Origin of the sequence: Metamycoplasma hominis ATCC 23114 (genome assembly GCF_000085865.1) — a bacterium.
In the GTDB taxonomy this organism is placed as follows: Bacteria; Bacillota_I; Bacilli_A; order Mycoplasmatales; family Metamycoplasmataceae; genus Metamycoplasma; species Metamycoplasma hominis.
Genome location: NC_013511.1, coordinates 22,628 through 43,642, shown reverse-complemented (window position 1 = coordinate 43,642; position 21,015 = coordinate 22,628). Strand labels below are relative to the sequence as shown.

Annotated in this window: 11 protein-coding genes; 2 read left to right on the top strand and 9 right to left on the bottom strand. The window is 26.1% G+C overall.

What is annotated here, in order from left to right; genetic code table 4:
• Nucleotides 1-81 precede the first annotated feature (81 nt).
• Complete coding sequence (locus MHO_RS00180; RefSeq protein ID WP_012855310.1) at nucleotides 82-1,629, top strand: TrkH family potassium uptake protein; 1,548 nt, start codon at nucleotides 82-84, stop codon at nucleotides 1,627-1,629.
• Nucleotides 1,630-1,638: 9 nt separating this feature from the next.
• Nucleotides 1,639-9,654, top strand: coding sequence for an SGNH/GDSL hydrolase family protein (locus MHO_RS05105; RefSeq protein ID WP_012855309.1), 8,016 nt, complete (start codon nucleotides 1,639-1,641; stop codon nucleotides 9,652-9,654).
• Between the two features lie 31 nt (nucleotides 9,655-9,685).
• On the opposite strand, the gene MHO_RS05100 is transcribed toward MHO_RS05105, so the two are convergent.
• From MHO_RS05100 to MHO_RS00135, 9 genes are all read right to left on the bottom strand, one after another.
• Nucleotides 9,686-11,155, bottom strand: a complete 1,470-nt coding sequence (locus tag MHO_RS05100) for an exonuclease/endonuclease/phosphatase family protein (RefSeq protein ID WP_012855308.1) — start codon at nucleotides 11,153-11,155, stop codon at nucleotides 9,686-9,688.
• Between the two features lie 111 nt (nucleotides 11,156-11,266).
• Entirely contained in the window at nucleotides 11,267-11,635 is a 369-nt protein-coding gene (locus tag MHO_RS02980) for a hypothetical protein (RefSeq protein WP_080569061.1), read from the bottom strand.
• Nucleotides 11,605-13,464: a variable surface lipoprotein gene (locus tag MHO_RS05095; protein WP_080569060.1), complete on the bottom strand. Its 1,860-nt coding sequence runs from the start codon at nucleotides 13,462-13,464 to the stop codon at nucleotides 11,605-11,607. Before MHO_RS05095 ends, MHO_RS02980 begins: the two co-directional genes overlap by 31 nt.
• A gap of 241 nt (nucleotides 13,465-13,705) precedes the next feature.
• Nucleotides 13,706-15,880: a hypothetical protein gene (locus MHO_RS05090; protein ID WP_012855307.1), complete on the bottom strand. Its 2,175-nt coding sequence runs from the start codon at nucleotides 15,878-15,880 to the stop codon at nucleotides 13,706-13,708.
• Between the two features lie 257 nt (nucleotides 15,881-16,137).
• A complete protein-coding gene (locus MHO_RS00155; RefSeq protein ID WP_012855306.1) occupies nucleotides 16,138-16,515 on the bottom strand; it encodes a F0F1 ATP synthase subunit epsilon in 378 nt (125 codons plus the stop codon).
• On the bottom strand, nucleotides 16,515-18,002 hold the full coding sequence (gene atpD / locus MHO_RS00150; protein ID WP_012855305.1) for a F0F1 ATP synthase subunit beta: 1,488 nt from the start codon (nucleotides 18,000-18,002) through the stop codon (nucleotides 16,515-16,517). Before atpD ends, MHO_RS00155 begins: the two co-directional genes overlap by 1 nt.
• Before the next feature lie 16 nt (nucleotides 18,003-18,018).
• Nucleotides 18,019-18,900: an ATP synthase F1 subunit gamma gene (gene atpG / locus MHO_RS00145; protein ID WP_012855304.1), complete on the bottom strand. Its 882-nt coding sequence runs from the start codon at nucleotides 18,898-18,900 to the stop codon at nucleotides 18,019-18,021.
• Nucleotides 18,879-20,462 (bottom strand): F0F1 ATP synthase subunit alpha, encoded by a 1,584-nt coding sequence (atpA, locus tag MHO_RS00140; RefSeq protein WP_012855303.1) that lies wholly within the window; start codon nucleotides 20,460-20,462, stop codon nucleotides 18,879-18,881. Before atpA ends, atpG begins: the two co-directional genes overlap by 22 nt.
• A gap of 12 nt (nucleotides 20,463-20,474) precedes the next feature.
• A complete protein-coding gene (locus MHO_RS00135) occupies nucleotides 20,475-21,014 on the bottom strand; it encodes a F0F1 ATP synthase subunit delta (RefSeq protein WP_012855302.1) in 540 nt (179 codons plus the stop codon).
• Nucleotide 21,015 lies beyond the last annotated feature (1 nt).

Here is a 21,015-nt window from a genome sequence, read left to right as displayed (position 1 = left end):
TATTATAGTTTTTTTACACAGAAGCGGTATGGTAAAGTATTATAAAATAACATTTTTTAACTTTGTGGTAAAATTCTTTCTATGATTAAAAAGGGAAATCCAAAAAAATCAAACGTCTTATTTGTGTTTTTAAAGAAACTTGGAACAATAAGATTTATCTTTTTGATTTATATACTTTTTACGATTCTAATGTCTTTGATGTTATATTGAGAAGTTAGTCATAATCCCTCAAAGCATATTAGTTATCTTGACGCTTTGCTATTAGCAGCCTCATCATTTACAACAACCGGTTTAAGTGGAGTTGCCGTTAGTGAAGTATTTAACATGTTTGGACAGATATTAATAGCTGTCTGTTTTATTCTTGGCGGAATTGGAATTTTTACATTTAAACTTTATATTTTTCAATCATTACTTGGATTAAGAACGAATTTATTTAGTGGCCAAATTCATCAAACTGAAAGAGGCGGTTCTAATATTTATGAAACAAAAAAAATGATAAAAATTTCAATAAGTTTTTTAATTATTATTTCTATATTATTTTCTTTAATATTTTCTTTAATATTTTATTATGATAATACAGCACTTTTTAGTGATGAAAAGATGTCTCAATTAAATGCATTAAGTAAAAATAATCCATGAACATTTAATCCTTATGAAGAATCAATAAGAAATCCTTATCATAACTTTGGTATGTCACTAAGATTTGGAATATTTCATACACTAAGTGCAATAAATAATGCTGGATTAGATATAATTGGCACAAAAAGTTTGCAACCTTATTATCATAATTATTACTTTTTATTTTTAACATCAATTTTATTTTTAATTGGTGGAATGGGATTCCCTGTATTCTATGATGTTTGACAAAAAATTAAAAGCATCAAGAAAGACAATCCTCGTCATTGCTTTACATTATTTACAAAATTTACAATTATTACATACATTTTTACATCACTAATTGGTTTATTATTAACATTTATCTTCGAAACAACTGCTAAGGGGGCAAATTATTTTTGGAACTCAAGCGAATATGGTTCAATAGGCGACAAAGTATTTGCAATATATTTTCAAACTATGTCAACAAGATCAGCAGGTTTTTCAACTGTAAATTATTATAATTTTACTCAACCTACAATTATGGTTCACGGTATTTTAATGTTTATTGGATTTTCTCCTGTTTCAACTGCTGGAGGTATTCGTAATATTACAGTGGCTATAATTTTCATGAGTATAATTACTTTAATTAAAAATCGCAAAAACATAAATGCCTTTCATAGACAAATAGGAAAAGAATCTTTAATTAAAGCAGTTAACATTTTTGCAATTGCAATTTTTATAACTCTAATAATGACAATAGTAATATATCATACACTTCCAAGCGATTTAAAAAATGTTTATAATGAGTCATATCCAATGGTATATGTAATGTTCGAAGTTTTCTCAGCATTCGGAAACTCAGGACTTAATATTGGATTAACACCAAATTTAGGTATTACTGGAAAAATACTTTTAATTATAACAATGATAGTAGGACAATTAGGAATATCACAATTTCTAAAAATTTTTACTTTTTCAAAATCAAAACCACAAAGATATCAATATATTTATGAAGATATTTCTATTGGTTAGGAGGTATTTATGAAAAAAAGTACAAAAATCCTCAAGGCGATTGTTGCTTTAGGAATTACATCTTCAATTGCTTCTAGTTCATTAGTTGCTATATCATGTAAAGACAAAACTAAAAAGCCGGATACAAAAATAACTCAAAGTGAAAATAAAGTTTCTAAAAAAATTAATTATGTTGCATTAGGCGACGGCTTTGCTGCAGGTTATAATAGCAGCTCAAATTACTATTTCAACAATGAATATGATAGCAAAAACGATTTAGTTTTAGGAACATCGTATCCTTCATACATTGCTAATTTTATAAAACTATTATCTGATAAACAAACAACATTATCAACTTATTATAACTACGGTTTGCCACTTTCAAATGTTAATGATTGAATTTCATTACTTTCACTAGATGACAAAAAGGAATCAGCTCACTTAAATCAAGTTATTTCCTATAACCAAAATTTACTTTCAAAATTTAATAGTGCCAAATTGAATAATCTATTTGGCGATTTTTCTAATAAAAAATTACAAGAGCTAATTAAAAATATAAAACAAGCAAACCTGATTACAATTTCTTTGGGATTTAATGACCTTTTTGAACAATCATCATTTTTTAAAGAAGCGTTTGATCTTTTAAGAGAAAACAAAAATAAAGAAGAAATTTTGAAATATTTTTCAAAAATTCTTCTTGAATTTAAAAGAAATTGTAAAAATTTTGAAGATTCATATTCAAAATTAATTTCAATCATTAAACAATATAATCCTAAGGCAAATATTAATCTTGTTGGTTATATATCGCCATATTTGAAATTAACAAAATTAATTGACAAACAATACAATATTTCATTGACTAATGATTGCATAGAAGAATTAAACAAATCATTAGCAAACATTGCCAAAACAAACAAGCTAAACTATTTAAACATTAATAATGACATTAAAAATCTCAAAGATAATGCCGATAAACTAAACAATAATTTCTTTGACTGCTTCCCATCTAATAATTTATACAAAAAATTAGCGCAAGATATTTTTATGAAAATGTCATTGCCTAATAATAAATATAAAGAATTAGTTGATAATAATTCTAATCTAAATGAATTTAGCCAATCTCTTGAATTTAGCAAAACTCCTTCCGAAATTTTTTCAATGATTTTAGGAATAAATGGCAATAGTGTAGATTCCTTTGAAAAAGAATATACATTCGAAGAAAATGCAGATATCAAAAATATTAATTCTTCATACAATTCAAACCATATAATCCTTCAATTAAAATCAATGTTAAATTCAAACAAAAACATTGAAGATAAAGAAATTTTGAATACATTTTCAATACTATTTGGATTAATTGGCTTAGACCCAAAAGATTTAAACAGCTTTAATAAGTGTTTATTAGAATCTTTAAAGAATAAAGAAAGTAAAAAATCTATTATTAATTTTTTGAATCTTTTTATTGATTCAAAAAATTTAAGCAAATCGTTTTTAGATATTAATAACGCATTAAATAATGCTATTAATAAAAAATCATATTCAGGTTTAAACTTTGAAGAAATTAAAAAAATTGTTTATTCAACAACTACTTCTAAACAAAATATTTATGAAATTTTAAAAGAAATTTTTTATAACAAATCTTTAAGTCAAGATCTTAAAAGAAGCGAATATGCAAAATTATTTAAGGCCATATTTTCAGATGTATTCATTAAAAAAATATTAAAGAGGTTATTACCTCAAACTACTGTTGATTTATTCAAAAATCTTTTCAATAACAAAGATATTGAAAAAGGTTTAGACAACATTTTTCAAAAAGTGTTGAATTTGTTAATTAATAATTCAGATAAATATTTTAAATTTGAAAAAATTGATGACTTTATTACTACATTGGTTCACGATTCAAGCAAAGATGTAAATGATTTAGTTAGCCTAATAATTAAAGAAATTTCAAAAGATAGCAAGCTTGCAAACTATTTGACCGGAAAAATTGTTGATTCTTTATACAAATCATATGATTTAGATTTACTTGAAAAACCAAATATTTCTTTATTTGTTTCAACATTTTTTGACAACATTTCAAACTTCGATGGTTTATCTCAAATATCAAACATTATTATTCAAATATTAATGAATTCTAAACTAGATGATGACCACCAAAATAGGGATTTAATTTCAGAAATTCTAAATGGAATTCTTTTTGATAAATACGACCTAAATAGGGATAACTCGCTTTTATTTAAAATCCTATCGTTTGAACCAAAAATACAAAATATTAACGACTACAAACAAGGATTAAAACATTTAGCCCTAAAATATGCAATTAAAAATAATGCATTAATGCCAAAAAACATAGGCAAATTAATTGATAAAGATTCAAGAGAAAACATATTAAGATTTTATAAAAATATAGCATTAAATGCAAAGAAGAATTTAAACGAATTTGGTAGCGAAATATTTAAAGATATTATCTCGCTTCTAGTAAATGAATTATTTAAGAATAATAGTTTGTTCAGTCAATTAATTGATCAAATTGGAAATTATGTTGTTATTCAACCTATCGTTGCTTTCATTAAATCAATTAATTATAAAAAAATATTCAACAATGAAGAAGAAATTCAAAAATTTGTTGAAAATGTTTGAGATCAACTAATTTCAACAATAAGAAGCGAGAAAGTTTTAGGTTGTTTAAAAAATATTTTAAATGATTTTATTAGTGGAAATAATGAATACGATTTCTCGTCTAGCTATAATTTTTTGGTTTCATTCTTAAAAAATTCTAAAAAGAATGGTTCAATTGATTTATTAAAAACGGTGATATCAGAAATTGCAACTAACACCAAATTTATTGATAAAGCAGTTGAATTGGGCGCAATTTGATTAAAAAAAGAAGCAAATACTGAACTAAATGATAAAGAAATTAAAGAAATAAGCAATTATTTAGTTAAATTAATCAATTCAATTACTAAAAGCAATTTAGTAACTAAACTTATTGAAAATTTTGATGAAAAAATTCAAATTTTAGATAATAAAAAAATTGACACATTTGATAAATTGAAAAACTATTTAAAATCAATATTTAGTGACTACTTCAACATTGAAAAAAATAAGGATTTAATTAATAATTTTGTTGATTTACTACTCGAAAAAGATAATAAATCAGAAGGAATAAAATTTTCCGAATTAATAAAAACACTTTCTGTTCTTGCTTCTAAATCTGAACTTGTTAACTACGTCTTTAAAAAATTTGACATTAAATCTATTATATTAAATTACTTGGATTCATTTAAAGACAACAAACTATCTAACGACACTGAATTAAATTCACTATTACAAACCTTAATCACCAAAACTAGAAATTACATAGATAGTCAATGAGAAAACGAACTACTTCCAAAAATTAAATCAATTATTGAACTTTCTGCAATAGATAATAAGGTTATAGAATCTAAAAACATTAATGAATTTGTTGCAAACGTAATTTCAAAAAATGTAGGAATAGTAAAAGAAATTTTAAATAATTTCTTAGATAAAGAAATAAAAAGCAACGAAGAAATTAAAAATGATTTATTTAAATTATTAAAGAAACAATATCCTCAATTTCTTGCCAAAATAGATAATGAAAACAATATTGAAAAATTAGTATCAAAATTGATTGATTTTGCCTTGCAAAAACAAAATGTTGACTTGCTAGTATCAACATTCGCTTCGTATATTTCTAAATACATTGAAAATAATGGTTTTAATTTAGACAAAATTAGTTGAAGCAATGCTTTAGATCTAAAAAATCTAATTAAGCATTTATTGAATTACGAACAATTAAATTCATTGATAGATACATTAAATGAAGAAAATGTAAAAACTCTATTTTTGATATTAATCAAGAATTTAAATGAATTTGCAAATGCTGTTTTAGCAAACAACAACACAACAATACAAAAACAAAATGAAGGTTCAAAACCAATTAAATTAGACAATGATTTAAATTTTGAGCAAATTTTCTTACTAATTAAAAAATTATGAAATAAACTAGCTTCATCTAAATCTACAATTATCAATGAGTTGAAACCAGAAGTTCAAAAGTTATTAAAAAATGAAAATTTAAAACAATATTTAACAAAAATAATTAATAATGAGTTAAAAAATGTTCATAATGAAGTTCTAAATAAAGTCAATACAAATGATAATAATCTTGCCAATTTTATTGTCGATAAATTCGATAAGATTATTGATAATAAATTAATTGACAAAGTTTTCGAATTTATTGAAAATTTAATTGAAAACGGCAGTGAATATGATGCTCAAACATTGCCTGAATTTATCAATAAAATATTGAAAAATCTTGCAGACAACAAGGGCTTTGATGCGTTAGAACAATTGCTAGAAAATGTTTTATCAAATAAAGATATAACCCAAAAATTAGTTGAATTTTTAGTTGCGTTTTTAGAAATTGAAGCAAAAACAAAATTGAATTCTGATGAAATTAACCAATTAACTAATTATTTCAACAAGATTTTACCTACTTCATTGAAATCTAATTTATATAAAAACTTAAAAATTAAATTAACAAATGAATTGAAGTCAATAAATAAATATTCTTGAGCTTCTATTCTTGAATCTATTACAAAAACGATTAAGAATTATTTTAGTTTTAATAATGGTGAATTAATTAAGGATGTTCAACAATTCTTAACAAAGAAATATGAAGAACAAGAAATTAACCAAATAAAAGATGTCGAACTAATTAAAATATTAAAGATCGTTTTAGAAAAAGAAACATTTATAAATTACATAGCAAGCAAAATAAATATTAAAGAAATCGTATTAAAATACATTGATGAAATAAATATTTCAAGCTTTAAGGGCGATGTACAAGAAAACCTTCAACAAATAATTTCATATATAAAATCTTTTGTTGAAACAAGTTACAATGAAGATCTTTTGCCTTTAATAAAAGAACTAATTAAAAAGTTATTTGATGATAATAATTTAAAAGATTTAAATAATATTTCTCAATGAATAAGCAAATTTATTTCAAATAATAAAGAATATGTCATTGAAAAAATAAAAGAAATATTCAATAAATTTATTAATAACAAAACCTTTGGTATTGATATTAAAAATTCAATAGCAAAATTATTAGTTTCATTGATGGAACAAAATCTAAAGAATGTTACATGACCTGTTAATGCAAAAGAAACATTGCTAAAATTAATTTCGCTAGGCATTGAAAAATTGCCAGAATTCAATATTCTAGATGGCTTAATTAAAAATGTTTTAGACTACTCTGTCAATAATCTAAACAAGAATCAATTTGAATTTAAAAAGTACGATTGAAATAATTTAATTAATATTGTAAGCATTATTAATAATTTAAACTACAACAAAATCATAGAATTTGTTAAATCTTTAAAATCTGAAGACATAAAAAATATTGCATTATTATTATTAAAAAATATCAAGAACTTTGAAAATATTATTCCAGATTATAGCAATGAATCTCCAGCGCTTCCTGAACATAAAAATTTAGATTCTTCAAACACAAATATAGTTGGATTCGATGGACAAATCAACGTAAATATTAATGTTTATTTTAATTTGTTTAAATGCGTATTTTCAATATTAGACAATAAGGCAAAAAAAGAAATTAAAGATGAATTAAAAAATTCAGTTGATATTTTCTTGCAAAGTAATAAATTTAAACAATATATCAAACACAATTTATTAAAAATAAAAGAAAAAATTCTAAAAATTGATTCAAAAGCTTCTGAATTAGGCAATGAAATAGTTGAAACATTAATGAAGGTAATTTTTGATTCAAATAATACAAAAGAATTTATACTAACATTATTAAATTCATTTATAGATTTAGGTGATAGCAATCAATGAGCTTCTATTAGTGATTTCAATGGTTTATTTAAACATTTATTGTCAGCAAATAAAGATAAATTTAAAGCATTTATTAAAAACGCAGTAAATGAAATGACTTCTAACAAAAACTTAATTAACAAATCTATTGAATATGCATTGAATTTATTCAACAAGAAATATTCAATTAGTTCAAGTAGTGCTCAAATTCAAGGAATTGCAAATCTTTTGACTAGATTAATTAACAAACTAGGTTCAATGAATGTATTTAGCAATATATTGGGAGATTTCATTGATTTGTTTGTTGATGTTGATTTCCTTGATAATAATGGTCATTTCAATGGAAATGCTTTGGCATCCAAACTTCTTGAATCTATTAAAAAGATTGAATACCATAAGTATTTAACAACAGAAAATTTAAGTGAATTATTTGAAACAATATTAGATAAAAATATTGATAAAAATGTCTTGTATAATGAATTGAATTTCGCTTATTCATATATAGTTGACAATCTTGATAAATTTAAACAAGCATTCTCTGCTAAAAGCAATTCCACAACGTTCAACGAAGTAGATAAAACTAAACAAGATAAGGAACACGAACAATTCCTAAAGAATTTAGAAAAATTAATTTACAATGCTTTAAAAGCTCTAAATGGATCAATAAAAGCAGATAATCAAAACGGAAAAGAAGCATTAGTTGATTTTGTATATGATGTTTTGAAGGATCAAATTAAGAAATTTAATTGAGATGACCTTAAACAAGATATTATTCCAAAAGATAAGTTGGAATTAATAAGTAAAAAATTCATTGATTTTCCAGAAATTAAAAGCTTAATTGAAGCCGTAGTTAATGATTTTCTAGCAGGATCAAAAATTGAATCGACCAACCTTGGGGACTTAATATCTAAAACAATTACTAGAATTCAAGATAATCTAATTAAAAACTCTTCTGAACTTATTAAGCATCTTGCAACTGATGATGAAATTACAAATCACATTGTTGAAAGTATTTTAAATTACCTAAAAATAGAAGGAAATGATGAAGATAAAAAATTCCTAAAAGACTTAATTGGAAAAATCGTACCAGCATTGTTAAATAATGATTTTATTAAAAGGAAATTTATTAAGCGTTCAATAGGATTGATAAGTAATTATGCTAAACAATTTGATATTTTAAATCCTGTTAAATGATTGAATGATGCAATTAAAAAAATTAAATCAGCATTTACCTTCAATGATGTTTTAGTATTATCTGAATTAGTAGGCGAAGATAAACCAATCAATGAAACTGCTTTGGTTAAATTAATCAATTTAGTATTTGGAAAAAGTAATTTTAATGACTCTGTAATTTATAATGCATTAAGAAATCTAAACAACAATTCAGATGAATCAAAACGTTCAAATATGAATACCTTAAATAGTTCTGTTTCAAATGCGTTAGGAAGTATTTTCAAATCTTCAAAAGCCACTGATAAAGATGACCCTGATAATATTGAATATTCCGCAGATGTTTTAAAATTGCTTGATACAATTTATAAATTGCTTGCAAAGGCATACAATAATGATAAAGATGCAATTTCATCAACATATAAAGTTAGGGCACAATCTGAAGCATGAAAAGCAGTATATCGTTTTAATGTAGCAGTAGATTTTGCTATATTTGAAATGTTTGGTAGAGAAACATTGGAAAAAGATAGGGAACCCGGTTCAAAATGAAATGCGCCAACATTGAGCCTATACCAAGGAACACGGGCAATACTTTGAGAATTTCAAGAAGGAACTAATCTTAAAGCAATTCCTGGAGTATCAAGTAAATTTACGGGAATGCAGGCTTATTTTAAAAACCCTGAAAGAAGAAGAGAATTTACTAACTATGTTTATAATGAAACTCGAGGCTGATTATTTAGTTCTTGAGAATACTATAAAGAAGAAAATTATGGCCCTGAATCAATTACTTATTTAATTACAACAAGTGGATATAATAAATCTGAAAATAGTAAATTAAAAAATGTAAACTTCAAAGTTGAAGAAAATGGAAAACCTAATGAAGTTTCTAAAAAAGAATATATTCTAATGACTATCAAAGAAGGTGGTTATAGAAAATTCATGAATATGAATAACAAAACTTCAAGTAACAAATGAAGCGGATTAAATAAAATTAAACAAGGTGATTATTAGCCTAAAAAAACTTGGAAGCATCCAAGTTTTTTTAGTTATCTTTGTAGTATTTAATTGGTTTTAAATAGCTTTGGCTTGAAACAAATTCAAAATTTTGACTATCATAAATCACTGCAACTTGTTCTTGTTGTGCTTTTCCAAACTTATTTGATTGTAAATATTCAGGCCTTATATTTGTATCCTTTTTATTTTGTAATACAAATTTATATCTTTCTTTTCCTGCATATTCATTTAAAAGATTAACTATATTTTGCACATAGTTTCCTCTTCCATCATTAATTTCAGTTAAGCCTATTATATCAAAACCAGACTTATAAATTGTAGTAGCAATAGCCATTGTTTTAGCATCTTGATTAGGACCGCCGAAATTCAGTATATTTCAATGAGCTATTCTTATAGTGTTTTGTTCTTTAGATAAAGTTTGGTTTTTTCTTAATGTTTCATTTACTTTTAGCGTTTCAATTGGATTTGAAAATACGACATCTGTAAATACTGGAGCATGGTCTGAAATTTGACTTCTAATTGTAGATTTATCGTTATTTTTTGATTTTCATCCTTTTAAGTTTTCAAGTTCTGCTTTTGAAATAACATCATTAAACGTTCTATAAATATCAACCTTATAAGGTAAAAGACCATTGGTAATTATTTTTGGTTTAAATGTATTGGGCAATTGATTAATAAAGAACATTTTGTCGTATTGTTCTGAATATTTTCCTCTTGTTCCTAACGATGTTAGAAATTTTTGATCATATTTTTTTAATTTTAAGCTTCTATCTAAAGTAAATTGAATATTTTCGGGATATTTTCTTGCTAAATAAAAATTTTCATTTTTTATATTAGTATCGCCACCGTAAATAACAAAATTAGCCAAATCTTTGTTTTCATTAATAACATCTATTAAGCCTAGGAATTCGCTTACTTCTTGGGCTCCTTGTTTATTCAAATCCGACTGTTTATTTGACCTATCAGCCAATAAAATCGACGGCTTTGGTTCAATGTATTCTCCTTTTTTTCTAGTACCAGGACTATCTAAATGGTTAAAAATTGTCGCTATTGAAAAATCAGTATTTTTAATTTTAAATTTAGCAATAAAAGGTGGCCTTACAAAATGAGTTTGATTATGATTGGCTTTATGATCATTTTCTTTTGGTTCAGGCGTTGGTTTGGGAGTTGGCTCAGGCGCTGGTTCAGGCTTTATTTCAGGCGCTGGCTTAGGCGCTGGTTCGGGCGTTGGGGTAATATTTGGTTTTGATTCAGGTTGAGGGATAGAATCATTTTCGGGCTTATTATTTGATTCAGGAACTATCAAATTTCTTGAATTATTATCTTCGGTGCCTAAATCATGTTGGTTGCTTTGACCGTTATTAGTGTTATTTTCAAAACTATTATCTTTATTTTCTGTATCATTTGATTTAAAAATACATGAATTTAAACTAAAAACGCCTCCGGCTAGAATAGTACCCATAGCAAATATTTTAAATAATACTTTTTTCTTAACCATTTTACCCACCTTTTGCTTTTTGTAATAATTTATTATAATATATAAATTTTATTTTATAAATAAAAAATAAAGTCCTTTCTTTTAATAGAATGAACTTTATTTTTGAACTTATTATTGTTCTATTTGAACATAGTAAGGTGTAAGTTCTGGATCATCTTTAAAAGCAAATACTATACATCATTTGCCGTTGTGTTGTGTAAATCTAACTCATTCGCCATGTCCAGAATCCTTAACAACATTAACTAATGTTTTACTTTTTATTGCTTCAAGAAAATCATTGTCAAATTTTAAATCTTTGAATGATTCTTTAGTTCTGTTATTATCTCCAAAATGCAATTTTAAATCACCTGATTTTCCTTTAATTTTAAATCTACCAGTTAATGCTGCACTTTGTTCTTTACCTTCATTATCTTTATAAGAATAGGTTTCTTTATTGCTTTTAAAGGCACTTATTTTTTTATTTCTTCTGGCGAAGCTCATTTATTATTAGTAATAATTTTTTTATCATTAATTTTTTGTATTAAAGAGGCATATTGTTTTTTATAATCAACTTTTTCTGCTTTTTTTAGATTTTCGAATACGACTTCTTTTCTATATGTTGAATTATCATATATATTTTTAAATTCATAAATTAAGGTTGCCTTACCTTCTAAATTCAATTTTTTTTCTGCCTCAGAAGATTTTGCTCTTTTTATTGAATTTAATTGAACAAAGTCTAAACCATTGACGAAGTCATTAATTTTTTTATTCAATTTTAAATTTTTATTAGAAAATTCATTTACGGGAATGGTATTTGAATCCCCATCAATTTCTTTTCCGACTTCATCTACCCATTCATCTAATTTTAATTCATGAGTTAATGTTGTTTCAACATTATATTCCTTGCCGTTTAATTTTAATGTTGCGGACAATTTCTTTGTATTTTCATCATATTTAACTTCATACTTAGGTTGACCAAATTCATTTTTATCAAATTCTGTGATTCCGTTTTTAATTAAATATTCAGAATCAAGTGTATTTTCGGGTTTAATTTTTCCATCATTGTCTTTAATATATAAAGGTAGTTCATTTAAAAATTCTTGATTAAAATCTTTTATTTTTTCAGGGAAATAAATATCACCAAAGGTCAATTTATCTACTATTTTTTTAACTTGTTCGTCATCTACTTTTTCAATGCCTTTAAATCCTGAAACTTCAATATTTGCATTGGCAAGTTTCTTATTTTTTAATGTTATTTGAAGATTAACATTGATTGTTTTCTTTTCAAGAGAAATTTCAGTTATGCTCTTAACTTCATATTTAATTCCATTGTCTTCTAAGAATTTTTTAGTTTCTTCTTCACTACTCTTTTCAAATTTGGCAATAAAATTATTTTTTAATGTTTGTTCAATATCGCCTTCATTAAAAGAATTTATTGAAGTCTTGTCAGCATCTTTATAATTTAAAGTTAACTTTTTATATTTAGTTAAATAATCATCTGAAACGCCTTCAGCAATTTTATTAGCGATTTTTACATTTTTTCTTGTAATAGTTTTGCTGTCCTTGGTCTTAACACTAACATCAAGTTCTACTTCACCATTGAATTTTTTATTTGTTTCGTTTTGTTCATTTCAAGTATATTCTAACATTAGACCTTCAGGAACATAAACATTTTTATTAGATGCCAATAAACTAATAGAACCTTGACCATCAACTAAATAATATGCATCTAACTGTTCAACTGTTGTTAAACTATCTTCATTAGAAGCATCACCTAAATTGAATACTGTATCCTTATCGTTCAATAATCCACTTAAATAGCTCTCATTGTTTGTTGAAAGTCCTGTCAATGAATATTTTTGATTTTCCAATTTAGCGTCTTTACTTCCGTCATTGAACGAAATGTTGTATGTAATTAACATTGAATTAATTTTTTTATCTACTTCTAATTTCAAAATTTCTACTTTGAATTTTTTATCAAAGTTGTTTGACAAGTTTTTTTTGTTTAATTTGTCAAACATTGAAATCTTATCAATATCCTTATATTGAAAATTAGCCTTTTTAACTGCCTCTGTTAAATCATTTAAATCACTGCTAGATTCTGGTTTAACTTCAGGAGTTGTGCCAGGTTTTTCACCTTCTGGTTTCTTTGGATCCTCTGGTTTAACTTCAGGAGTTGTGCCAGGTTTTTCACCTTCTGGTTTCTTTGGATCCTCTGGTTTAACTTCTGGTTTGTTTGGATCCTTGCATCCAGCAGCAACTAATGGCGCTGAAATAACCAAGGGAAGTATCCCTCCCATGGTCAACAAAATTTTTTTCGATTTCTTCATATTCTGTATTTCCTTTTTTTAATTTTAAAATAATTTTATTTGCTAAGGTGATTAAAAATGAGCATTCATCTTAAAAATTAACAAAAAACAAATATTTTAAACTTCTTGGTTAAAAATAAAAACTTTTAACTTTATTTTTTATGCTTTTACTATTTTGTTTCAATATAAAAGAGTAAGGGTACAATCCCCTACTCTTTAAATTTTTTTATTTCATTTATTATTGCAATAAAATTTTATAAGACTATTTTTCTATTTGAACATAATATGGCGTTGACTTTGTATCTTCAATGAATGTAAATAATATGCATCATTTTCCTTCATGTTTTGTAAGCCTTATTCAATTCTTTTGATTTTTATGTTTAGAATTTTCATCTGTTATTACATTAGATAATATTTTATTTTCGCTTTTATTATCATACGACTTCTTAACTGCTTCAACAAATTCTTCATCAAATATTATTTCTTCAAATTCCTTTTGTCTATTCAATGTATCGCCGAAGGTAATTTTATTTTTTTTAGTAATTACTCTTCCAACAAGTATTTCTGTATTGCCATTGTTTATATAATGTTCAATGTTTATTCTCTTACTTTTTTTAGATTTTTTTTCGCCTGGCAAAAAATTTTCTAATTTCTTTATTTCTTCGTCAGTAGCCCAACCACTTTTAATAATTTTTTTATCATTAATTTTTTGTATTAAAGAGGCGTGTTGTTTTTTATAATCAGCTTTTTCTACTTTTTTTAGATTTTCAAATACGACTTCTGTTGTATATATTGAATTATCATATATATTTCTAAATTCATAAATTAACGTTGCCTTGCCTTCTTCGTTTAGTTTTAATTCCTCTGAATTTTTTGATGGTCTTTTTATTGAAGACAATTTAATAAAATTTAAGCTATCAAGACTATCGCCAACATTCTTATTCAATTTTAAATTTGTAGCCGAGAAATCACTTGCCAAAATTTCATTTGGATTTCCTAAAAATTCCTTACCTACTTCATTGACCCATTCATCTGGTTTTGATTCATGCGTTAATTTTGTTTCAATTGTGTATTCTTTTTCATTCAATTTTAATGTTGTAATTAATTTCTTTTCGGCTTTATCATATTTAACTATATAATTTTTATCAAAATTGTTAATTCCGTTTTTGGCAAAATATTCCGCAAAATCTAGAGGGTTTTCTAGTCGAGCTTTTCCGTTTTCATCTTTAATATATAAATTTAATTTGTTTAAACGGCTTTGACTAAAGGTTTTAACTTTTTCAGGGAAATAAACATCACCAAAGGTCAATTTATCTACTATTTTTTTAGCTTGTTCATCGCTTACTTTTTCAACGCCTTTAAATCCCGCAACTTCAATATTTGCATTGACAAGTTTCTTATTTTTTAATGTTATTTGAAGATTAACATTGATTGTTTTCTTTTCAAGAGAAATTTCAGTTATGCTCTTAACTTCATATTTAATTCCATTGTCTTCTAGGAATTTTTTAGTTTCTTCTTCACTGCTATTTTCAAATTTGACAATAAAATTATTTTTTAACGTTTGTTCAATATCACCTTTGCTAAAAGAATCTATTGAAGTCTTGTCAGCGTCTTTATAATTTAAAGTTAACTTTTTATATTTAGTTAAATAATCATCCGAAACGCCTTCAGCAATTTTATTAGCAATTTTTACATTTTTTCTTGTAATAGTTTTATTGTCTTTAGTCTTAACACTAACATCAAGTTCTACTTCACCATTGAATTTTTTATTTGTTTCGTTTTGTTCATTTCAAGCATATTCTAAGATTAGATCTTTGGGAACATAAACATTTTTATTAGATGCCAATAAACTAATAGAGCCTTGGCTATTAGCTAAATAATATGTATCCAGTTGGCTTGCATCTATTTCATTGCCTTTTTTGAAATTAGTTGTTAAATTAAATATTGTGTCATTATCATTCAATAATCCATTTAAATAGCTTTCGTTATTTGTTGAAAGTCCTGTCAATGAATATTTTTGATTTTCTAATTTAATGATTTTACCTCCATCATTAAACGAAATATTATACGAGATCGATATTAAATTATTCTTCTTGTCTGCTTCTAATTTTAAAATTTCTATTTTAAATTTTTTATCAAGGTTATTTGATAAATTTTCTTTGTTTAATTTGTCAAACATTGAAATTTTATCAATATTCTTATATTGAAAATTAACTTTTTTAACTGCTTCTGCTAATTCACTGTTGGATTCTAACTTATTGGGGTTATTAGAATCATTTTCTTGTTTTTTAATAGGGGCCTGTCTATCTATAATTGTGTTTTCTTTGTTTGTTTCATGGTTTGTTGTTTTATTACATCCCGCCGATATTAATGGCATAGCAAAACTAGGTATTATAGTTGTGCATATTATTAATAAAGCTTTTGCTGTTTTTTTCATTTTATTATCTTCCTTCCTTATTTGTTTTTTGTTGTACTGTGGAATTATAATTCTAAAATTTATAAAAAGAATTACAAATTTTAAAAATTTTAAACATATAAAAAATGGCCCAAATATTTTAAAATTAAAAAATTGAAATCAGAAATTTTTCTTTTTAATCAAACTATTAATTTGATAAATTTTTCATTATAAAAATTTAGTTTAAAAATTAGCATAAAAAAAAGCAGGATTTTAAATTCCTACTTTTTTAAAATTAATTATTTATTGTTTGTTTGACTTTTCAAAATGCTCTTTTTCAAAGTAACTTCTTCAATAATTGTATATTTCTTTTGATCTTCAGGGCTAAATTTATGATCCAATTCAATTTCTTTAGTATCAATTTGATTAACTATTATTGATAAGACATTATTTTTAAATTGAACAATTCCCTTATCAATATAAAAAACTTTAGAATCAGGTGAATTTAAAAAATTAACCATTATTTTTGAAGGAACCAAGGCTGCCATAAACTCAGTTGCGCCTGCCATAATTCCAATTTGCCCTTCAGTAGTAGTAAATGTACAAATACTTGCTTCTTTATCAAAGTATATTCCTAATGGAGTACTAATAATAATATGTATCTTAGGAGTTTCCATTATTTTTCAACATTAACCCCAAGTCTTTTAGCTTTTTCTATAACATCGTCAATGGTACCCACATAAAGGAATGCTTCTTCTGGCAATTCATCATATTTTCCACTTAAAATTTCTTTAAATGATCTAATAGTATCTGACAATTTTATGTATTGTCCTTTAATACCAGAGAATTTTTCGGCAACAAAGAAAGGTTGAGATAAGAAGTTTCTTATTCTTCTTGCTCTTGCAACAACTTTCTTATCTTCTTCACTTAATTCATGCATACCTAATATAGCAATAATATCTTGTAATTCCTTAAATCTTTGAAGAATATTTTGAACTGCTCTAGCAGTGTTATAGTGTTCAAGACCAATTATATTTGGATCTACCATTCTTGATGATGAAGCCAAAGGATCGATAGCAGGGTAAATACCTAAAGCAGCAATATCACGGTCCAAAACAGTTTTTGCATCAAGGTGTGTAAATGTTGTTGCTGGTGCGGGGTCTGTTAAGTCATCGGCAGGAACATAAACAGCTTGAACAGAGGTAATTGATCCGTTATTGGTTGAGGTAATTCTTTCTTGTAATTGACCCATTTCAACAGCCAATGTTGGTTGATATCCAACAGCAGAAGGCATACGACCTAACAATGCAGAAACTTCAGAACCTGCTTGTGTAAATCTAAATATGTTATCAATAAACAATAGCACATCTTGATGCATAACATCTCTAAAGTATTCAGCGATAGTTAAAGCAGTAAATGGTGCTCTCATTCTGGCTCCAGGAGGTTCGTTCATTTGACCGAATACTAGAGCAGTTTTTTCTAGAACACCACTTGCTTGCATTTCGTGGTAAAGGTCATTACCTTCCCTTGTACGTTCTCCAACACCTGCAAACACAGAAAGACCGCCGTGTTGTTTTGCAATATTGTTAATTAATTCTTGAATTAAAACAGTTTTACCAACTCCGGCTCCTCCGAATAAACCTATCTTTCCACCTTTAATATATGGAACAAGTAAGTCAATAACTTTAATTCCTGTTTCAAATATTTCAAGTGTTGATTTTTGTTCTTCGTAGCTTGGCGCTGCTCTATGGATAGGCATTTTGTGTTTGAATACACCACCTTTTTGGTCTATAGGTTCACCAAGAACATTAAACATTCTAGATAGAACTTCTTTACCAACAGGCGCCTTTATTGGAGAACCCAAATCAAGAACCTTCATACCACGCTTTAAACCAATAGTCAAGTTCATTGCTATCGTTCTAACTGTATCATTTCCTACGTGTTGAGCAACTTCAAGAATTTGTTCATTGCTAAATTTTTTGTCTTCATCAATAATTTTTAAAGCATTTAAGATTTTTGGAGTATGTCCTTCTTCAAATCTAACGTCAATAACAGATCCCAAAATTTTGCTGATAACGCCATAATTTTCTGAATTTTTAGATTCATCAACTGGGTTTTGTTCTTCTTGAATTTCTTGATTTTCATTAGTTTTTTTATTTGCCATTTTTACTCCTTTCTTTTTAATTTGATCCATTAATTATTTCAGTAATTTCTTGTGTAATTTTTGCTTGACGAGAACTATTGTATTGAACATTTAATTCATTAATTAGATCTTGTGCATTATCACTTGCTTGTTCCATTGCTGTTCTTCTTTGACTCATTTCTGCAAGCTTAGCATTTGCTAAGGCATTGTATATAGAGGCTTCAAAGAATATTGAAAATGAATTTTGCAATATTACAGTAGGGTTTGGTTCAAAGCAAGAAGGATCAATACTTTTTGAACTTTCTTCCCCTGCTAAATTGTTATCATTATTTGATAGTGTATCAATAGAAATTGGAAAAATTTCTTTTACTATTGGTTCAGATTTTATTGGATTAATGTATTGAGTATAAATAAGTTTAATAGATTTTAGCCATGATATTTCTAAAACATGATAAATCTTATTTGACAATATTTGAGCGATTTCGTAACTTGGATTGTCACCAATTTGAGTTAATATTTGAATAATATGATGGCTATTATCTTTTTGAATTAAACTCAATAATTTGCTACCAACTACTATTAGGATATCTTCTTTTCCAACAGTTTGAGTAATTTTTTTATACATTTCTGAATTGTATGGGCCACATAGTCCTAAATCACTGCCAAATACAATATATAAATTTCTTTTGCTTTTGAATTTTCAAGAAGCACTGTTCAATAATTCATCAATATTTTGATCAGAATTTTTAATTAAGTTTAAAAAAACTCTTTCAACACTTTGATAATAATTATTGATATTTTCAAATTGATTTTTAATTTTAGCAAACTTAGCAGTTGCAACTAGCTCCATTGCTTTGGTAATTTTTTTAGTTGAATTAACCGAATTAATTCTATGTTTTATTTTTTGCAAACTTTCCATGGTAATTCAGGTACTGGTTGATATAAATCTTTATTATATAATGGAATAGTTTTAACAAATAATTCATTAAAGCTAATTATTTCATTATATAGTTTTTCAACTAATTCGTTAGTTCAATCATTTGCTTCAGAAACGGCTCTTAATGTATTAATAGCATTAGGATTAGTTCTAAAGTAATTTAAAATATCAGTTTTATATTTTAATATTTGTTCTTTTGGAATTACATTTATTAAACGATATTTTGTGCAAAATAGAATAATTATTTGTTCTATTGAAGAATATGGAGAATATTGAGGTTGTTTCAATAATTCATACACTTTAGCACCGTGATCCAAAACAGTTCTAGTTGCTTGGTCTAGATCACTACCAAATTGAGCAAATGCTAACATTTCATTGTATTGTGCTAATTCCAATTTTAGACTTGATACAACCTTTTTTGTTAATTTTGTTTGTGCTGCTGATCCAACACGGCTAACTGAATAACCAATATCAATAGCAGGACGTTGGCCAGAGTTAAACAATGCTTCCTTAGTAAAGATTTGACCATCAGTTATTGAAATAACATTTGTTGGAATATATGCTGCAATATCTTCAGCTTGAGTTTCAATAATTGGCAAAGCAGTAATTGAACCGCCTCCATAATCAGAATTTACTCTAGCTGCACGTTCTAGAAGTTGTGAGTGAATATAAAAGACGTCTCCAGGATAAGCTTCACGTCCAGGTGGTCTTCTTAATAGTAATGATAATGTACGATATGCAACAGCATGCTTTGACAAATCGTCATATATAATTAAAACATCTTTACCTCTTGCCATTCATTCTTCGGCAATAGTAATTCCTGTATATGGTGCAATATATTGTAAAGGAGCACTGTCTGATGCTGATGCAGAAATAATTGTTGTATATTTTAATGCATCATGTTTTGCTAATTGATCAACTATTTGTGCAATAGTTGAATTCTTTTGACCTACAGCAACATAAATACAATAAACGTTGCGACCTTTTTGATTTAAAATTGCATCAATGGCTATAGCGGTCTTACCTGTTTGTCTATCGCCAATAATCAATTCACGTTGACCTTTACCAATAGGAATCATAGCATCAATTGCTAAAATCCCGGTTTCAAGTGGTTGATTAACTTCTTTTCTAGTCATAACACCAGGTGCAATCTTAAAAATTGGTCTAGTATATTCATATTGAATTGGACCTTTTCCATCAATTGGGTTAGCAAGTGCATCTAACACACGGCCAGATAAATGGTTACCAACAGGTGTTGATATAACTTGTTTAGTACGATAAACTGTACTATTTTCAACAATGTTACGGTCATCACCCATGACAACTATACCAACTAAATCTTCTTCAAGATTCAAGGCCATTCCAATAACGCCGGATTCGAATTTTACCAATTCGCCATATTCTACATTGCTCAAGCCACTTACTAAGGCAATACCATCACCAACTGTTATTACACGGCCTATTTCTTGTTTAGATATGTCTTCATTAAAGTGTTTTATTTGCGCCTTAATGATTGCTGACAAATCATTTGGTTCTAATGACATATTCCTCCCTCCTTAATTATTTTCTACGACTTTTTTAAAGTCATTTAATTTGTTGACTATTGAATTATCGATTAAATAATCGTCAACTTTTATTTTGATTCCCGCTATTAATTTGGGATCAATTTCATTTGTTAAATGAATATTAGCCTTTAACTCGTTTGAAAGTTTTACTTCTAATCTTTTTAATTCTCTTTCAGATAAAGGCGATATTGTATAAACAAACCCGTATTTAATGTTTCTTTTTTCATTTGAAAGTTCAACAAATTTTGTTAATATTACAATAATGTATTTAATCACATGTTGCTTAGCTGCTAATTTAAGAGTATTTACTAAATAAAAATTGTATTTTGAAAATGCTTCATCAATTAGACGATATTTTTCATTTTCGTCAATATCATAAGAATTTAAAACATACAAATAATCTTTATTTTTCTTTAAAAGTCTTGTAATTTCAGCAGCTTCATTAGAAACTAATGCCAAATTTTTGTTTTCATTTGTAAGATCATATATTGCATATGCTCAGTTATAAATGATTTCATTAAAATCTTGCATA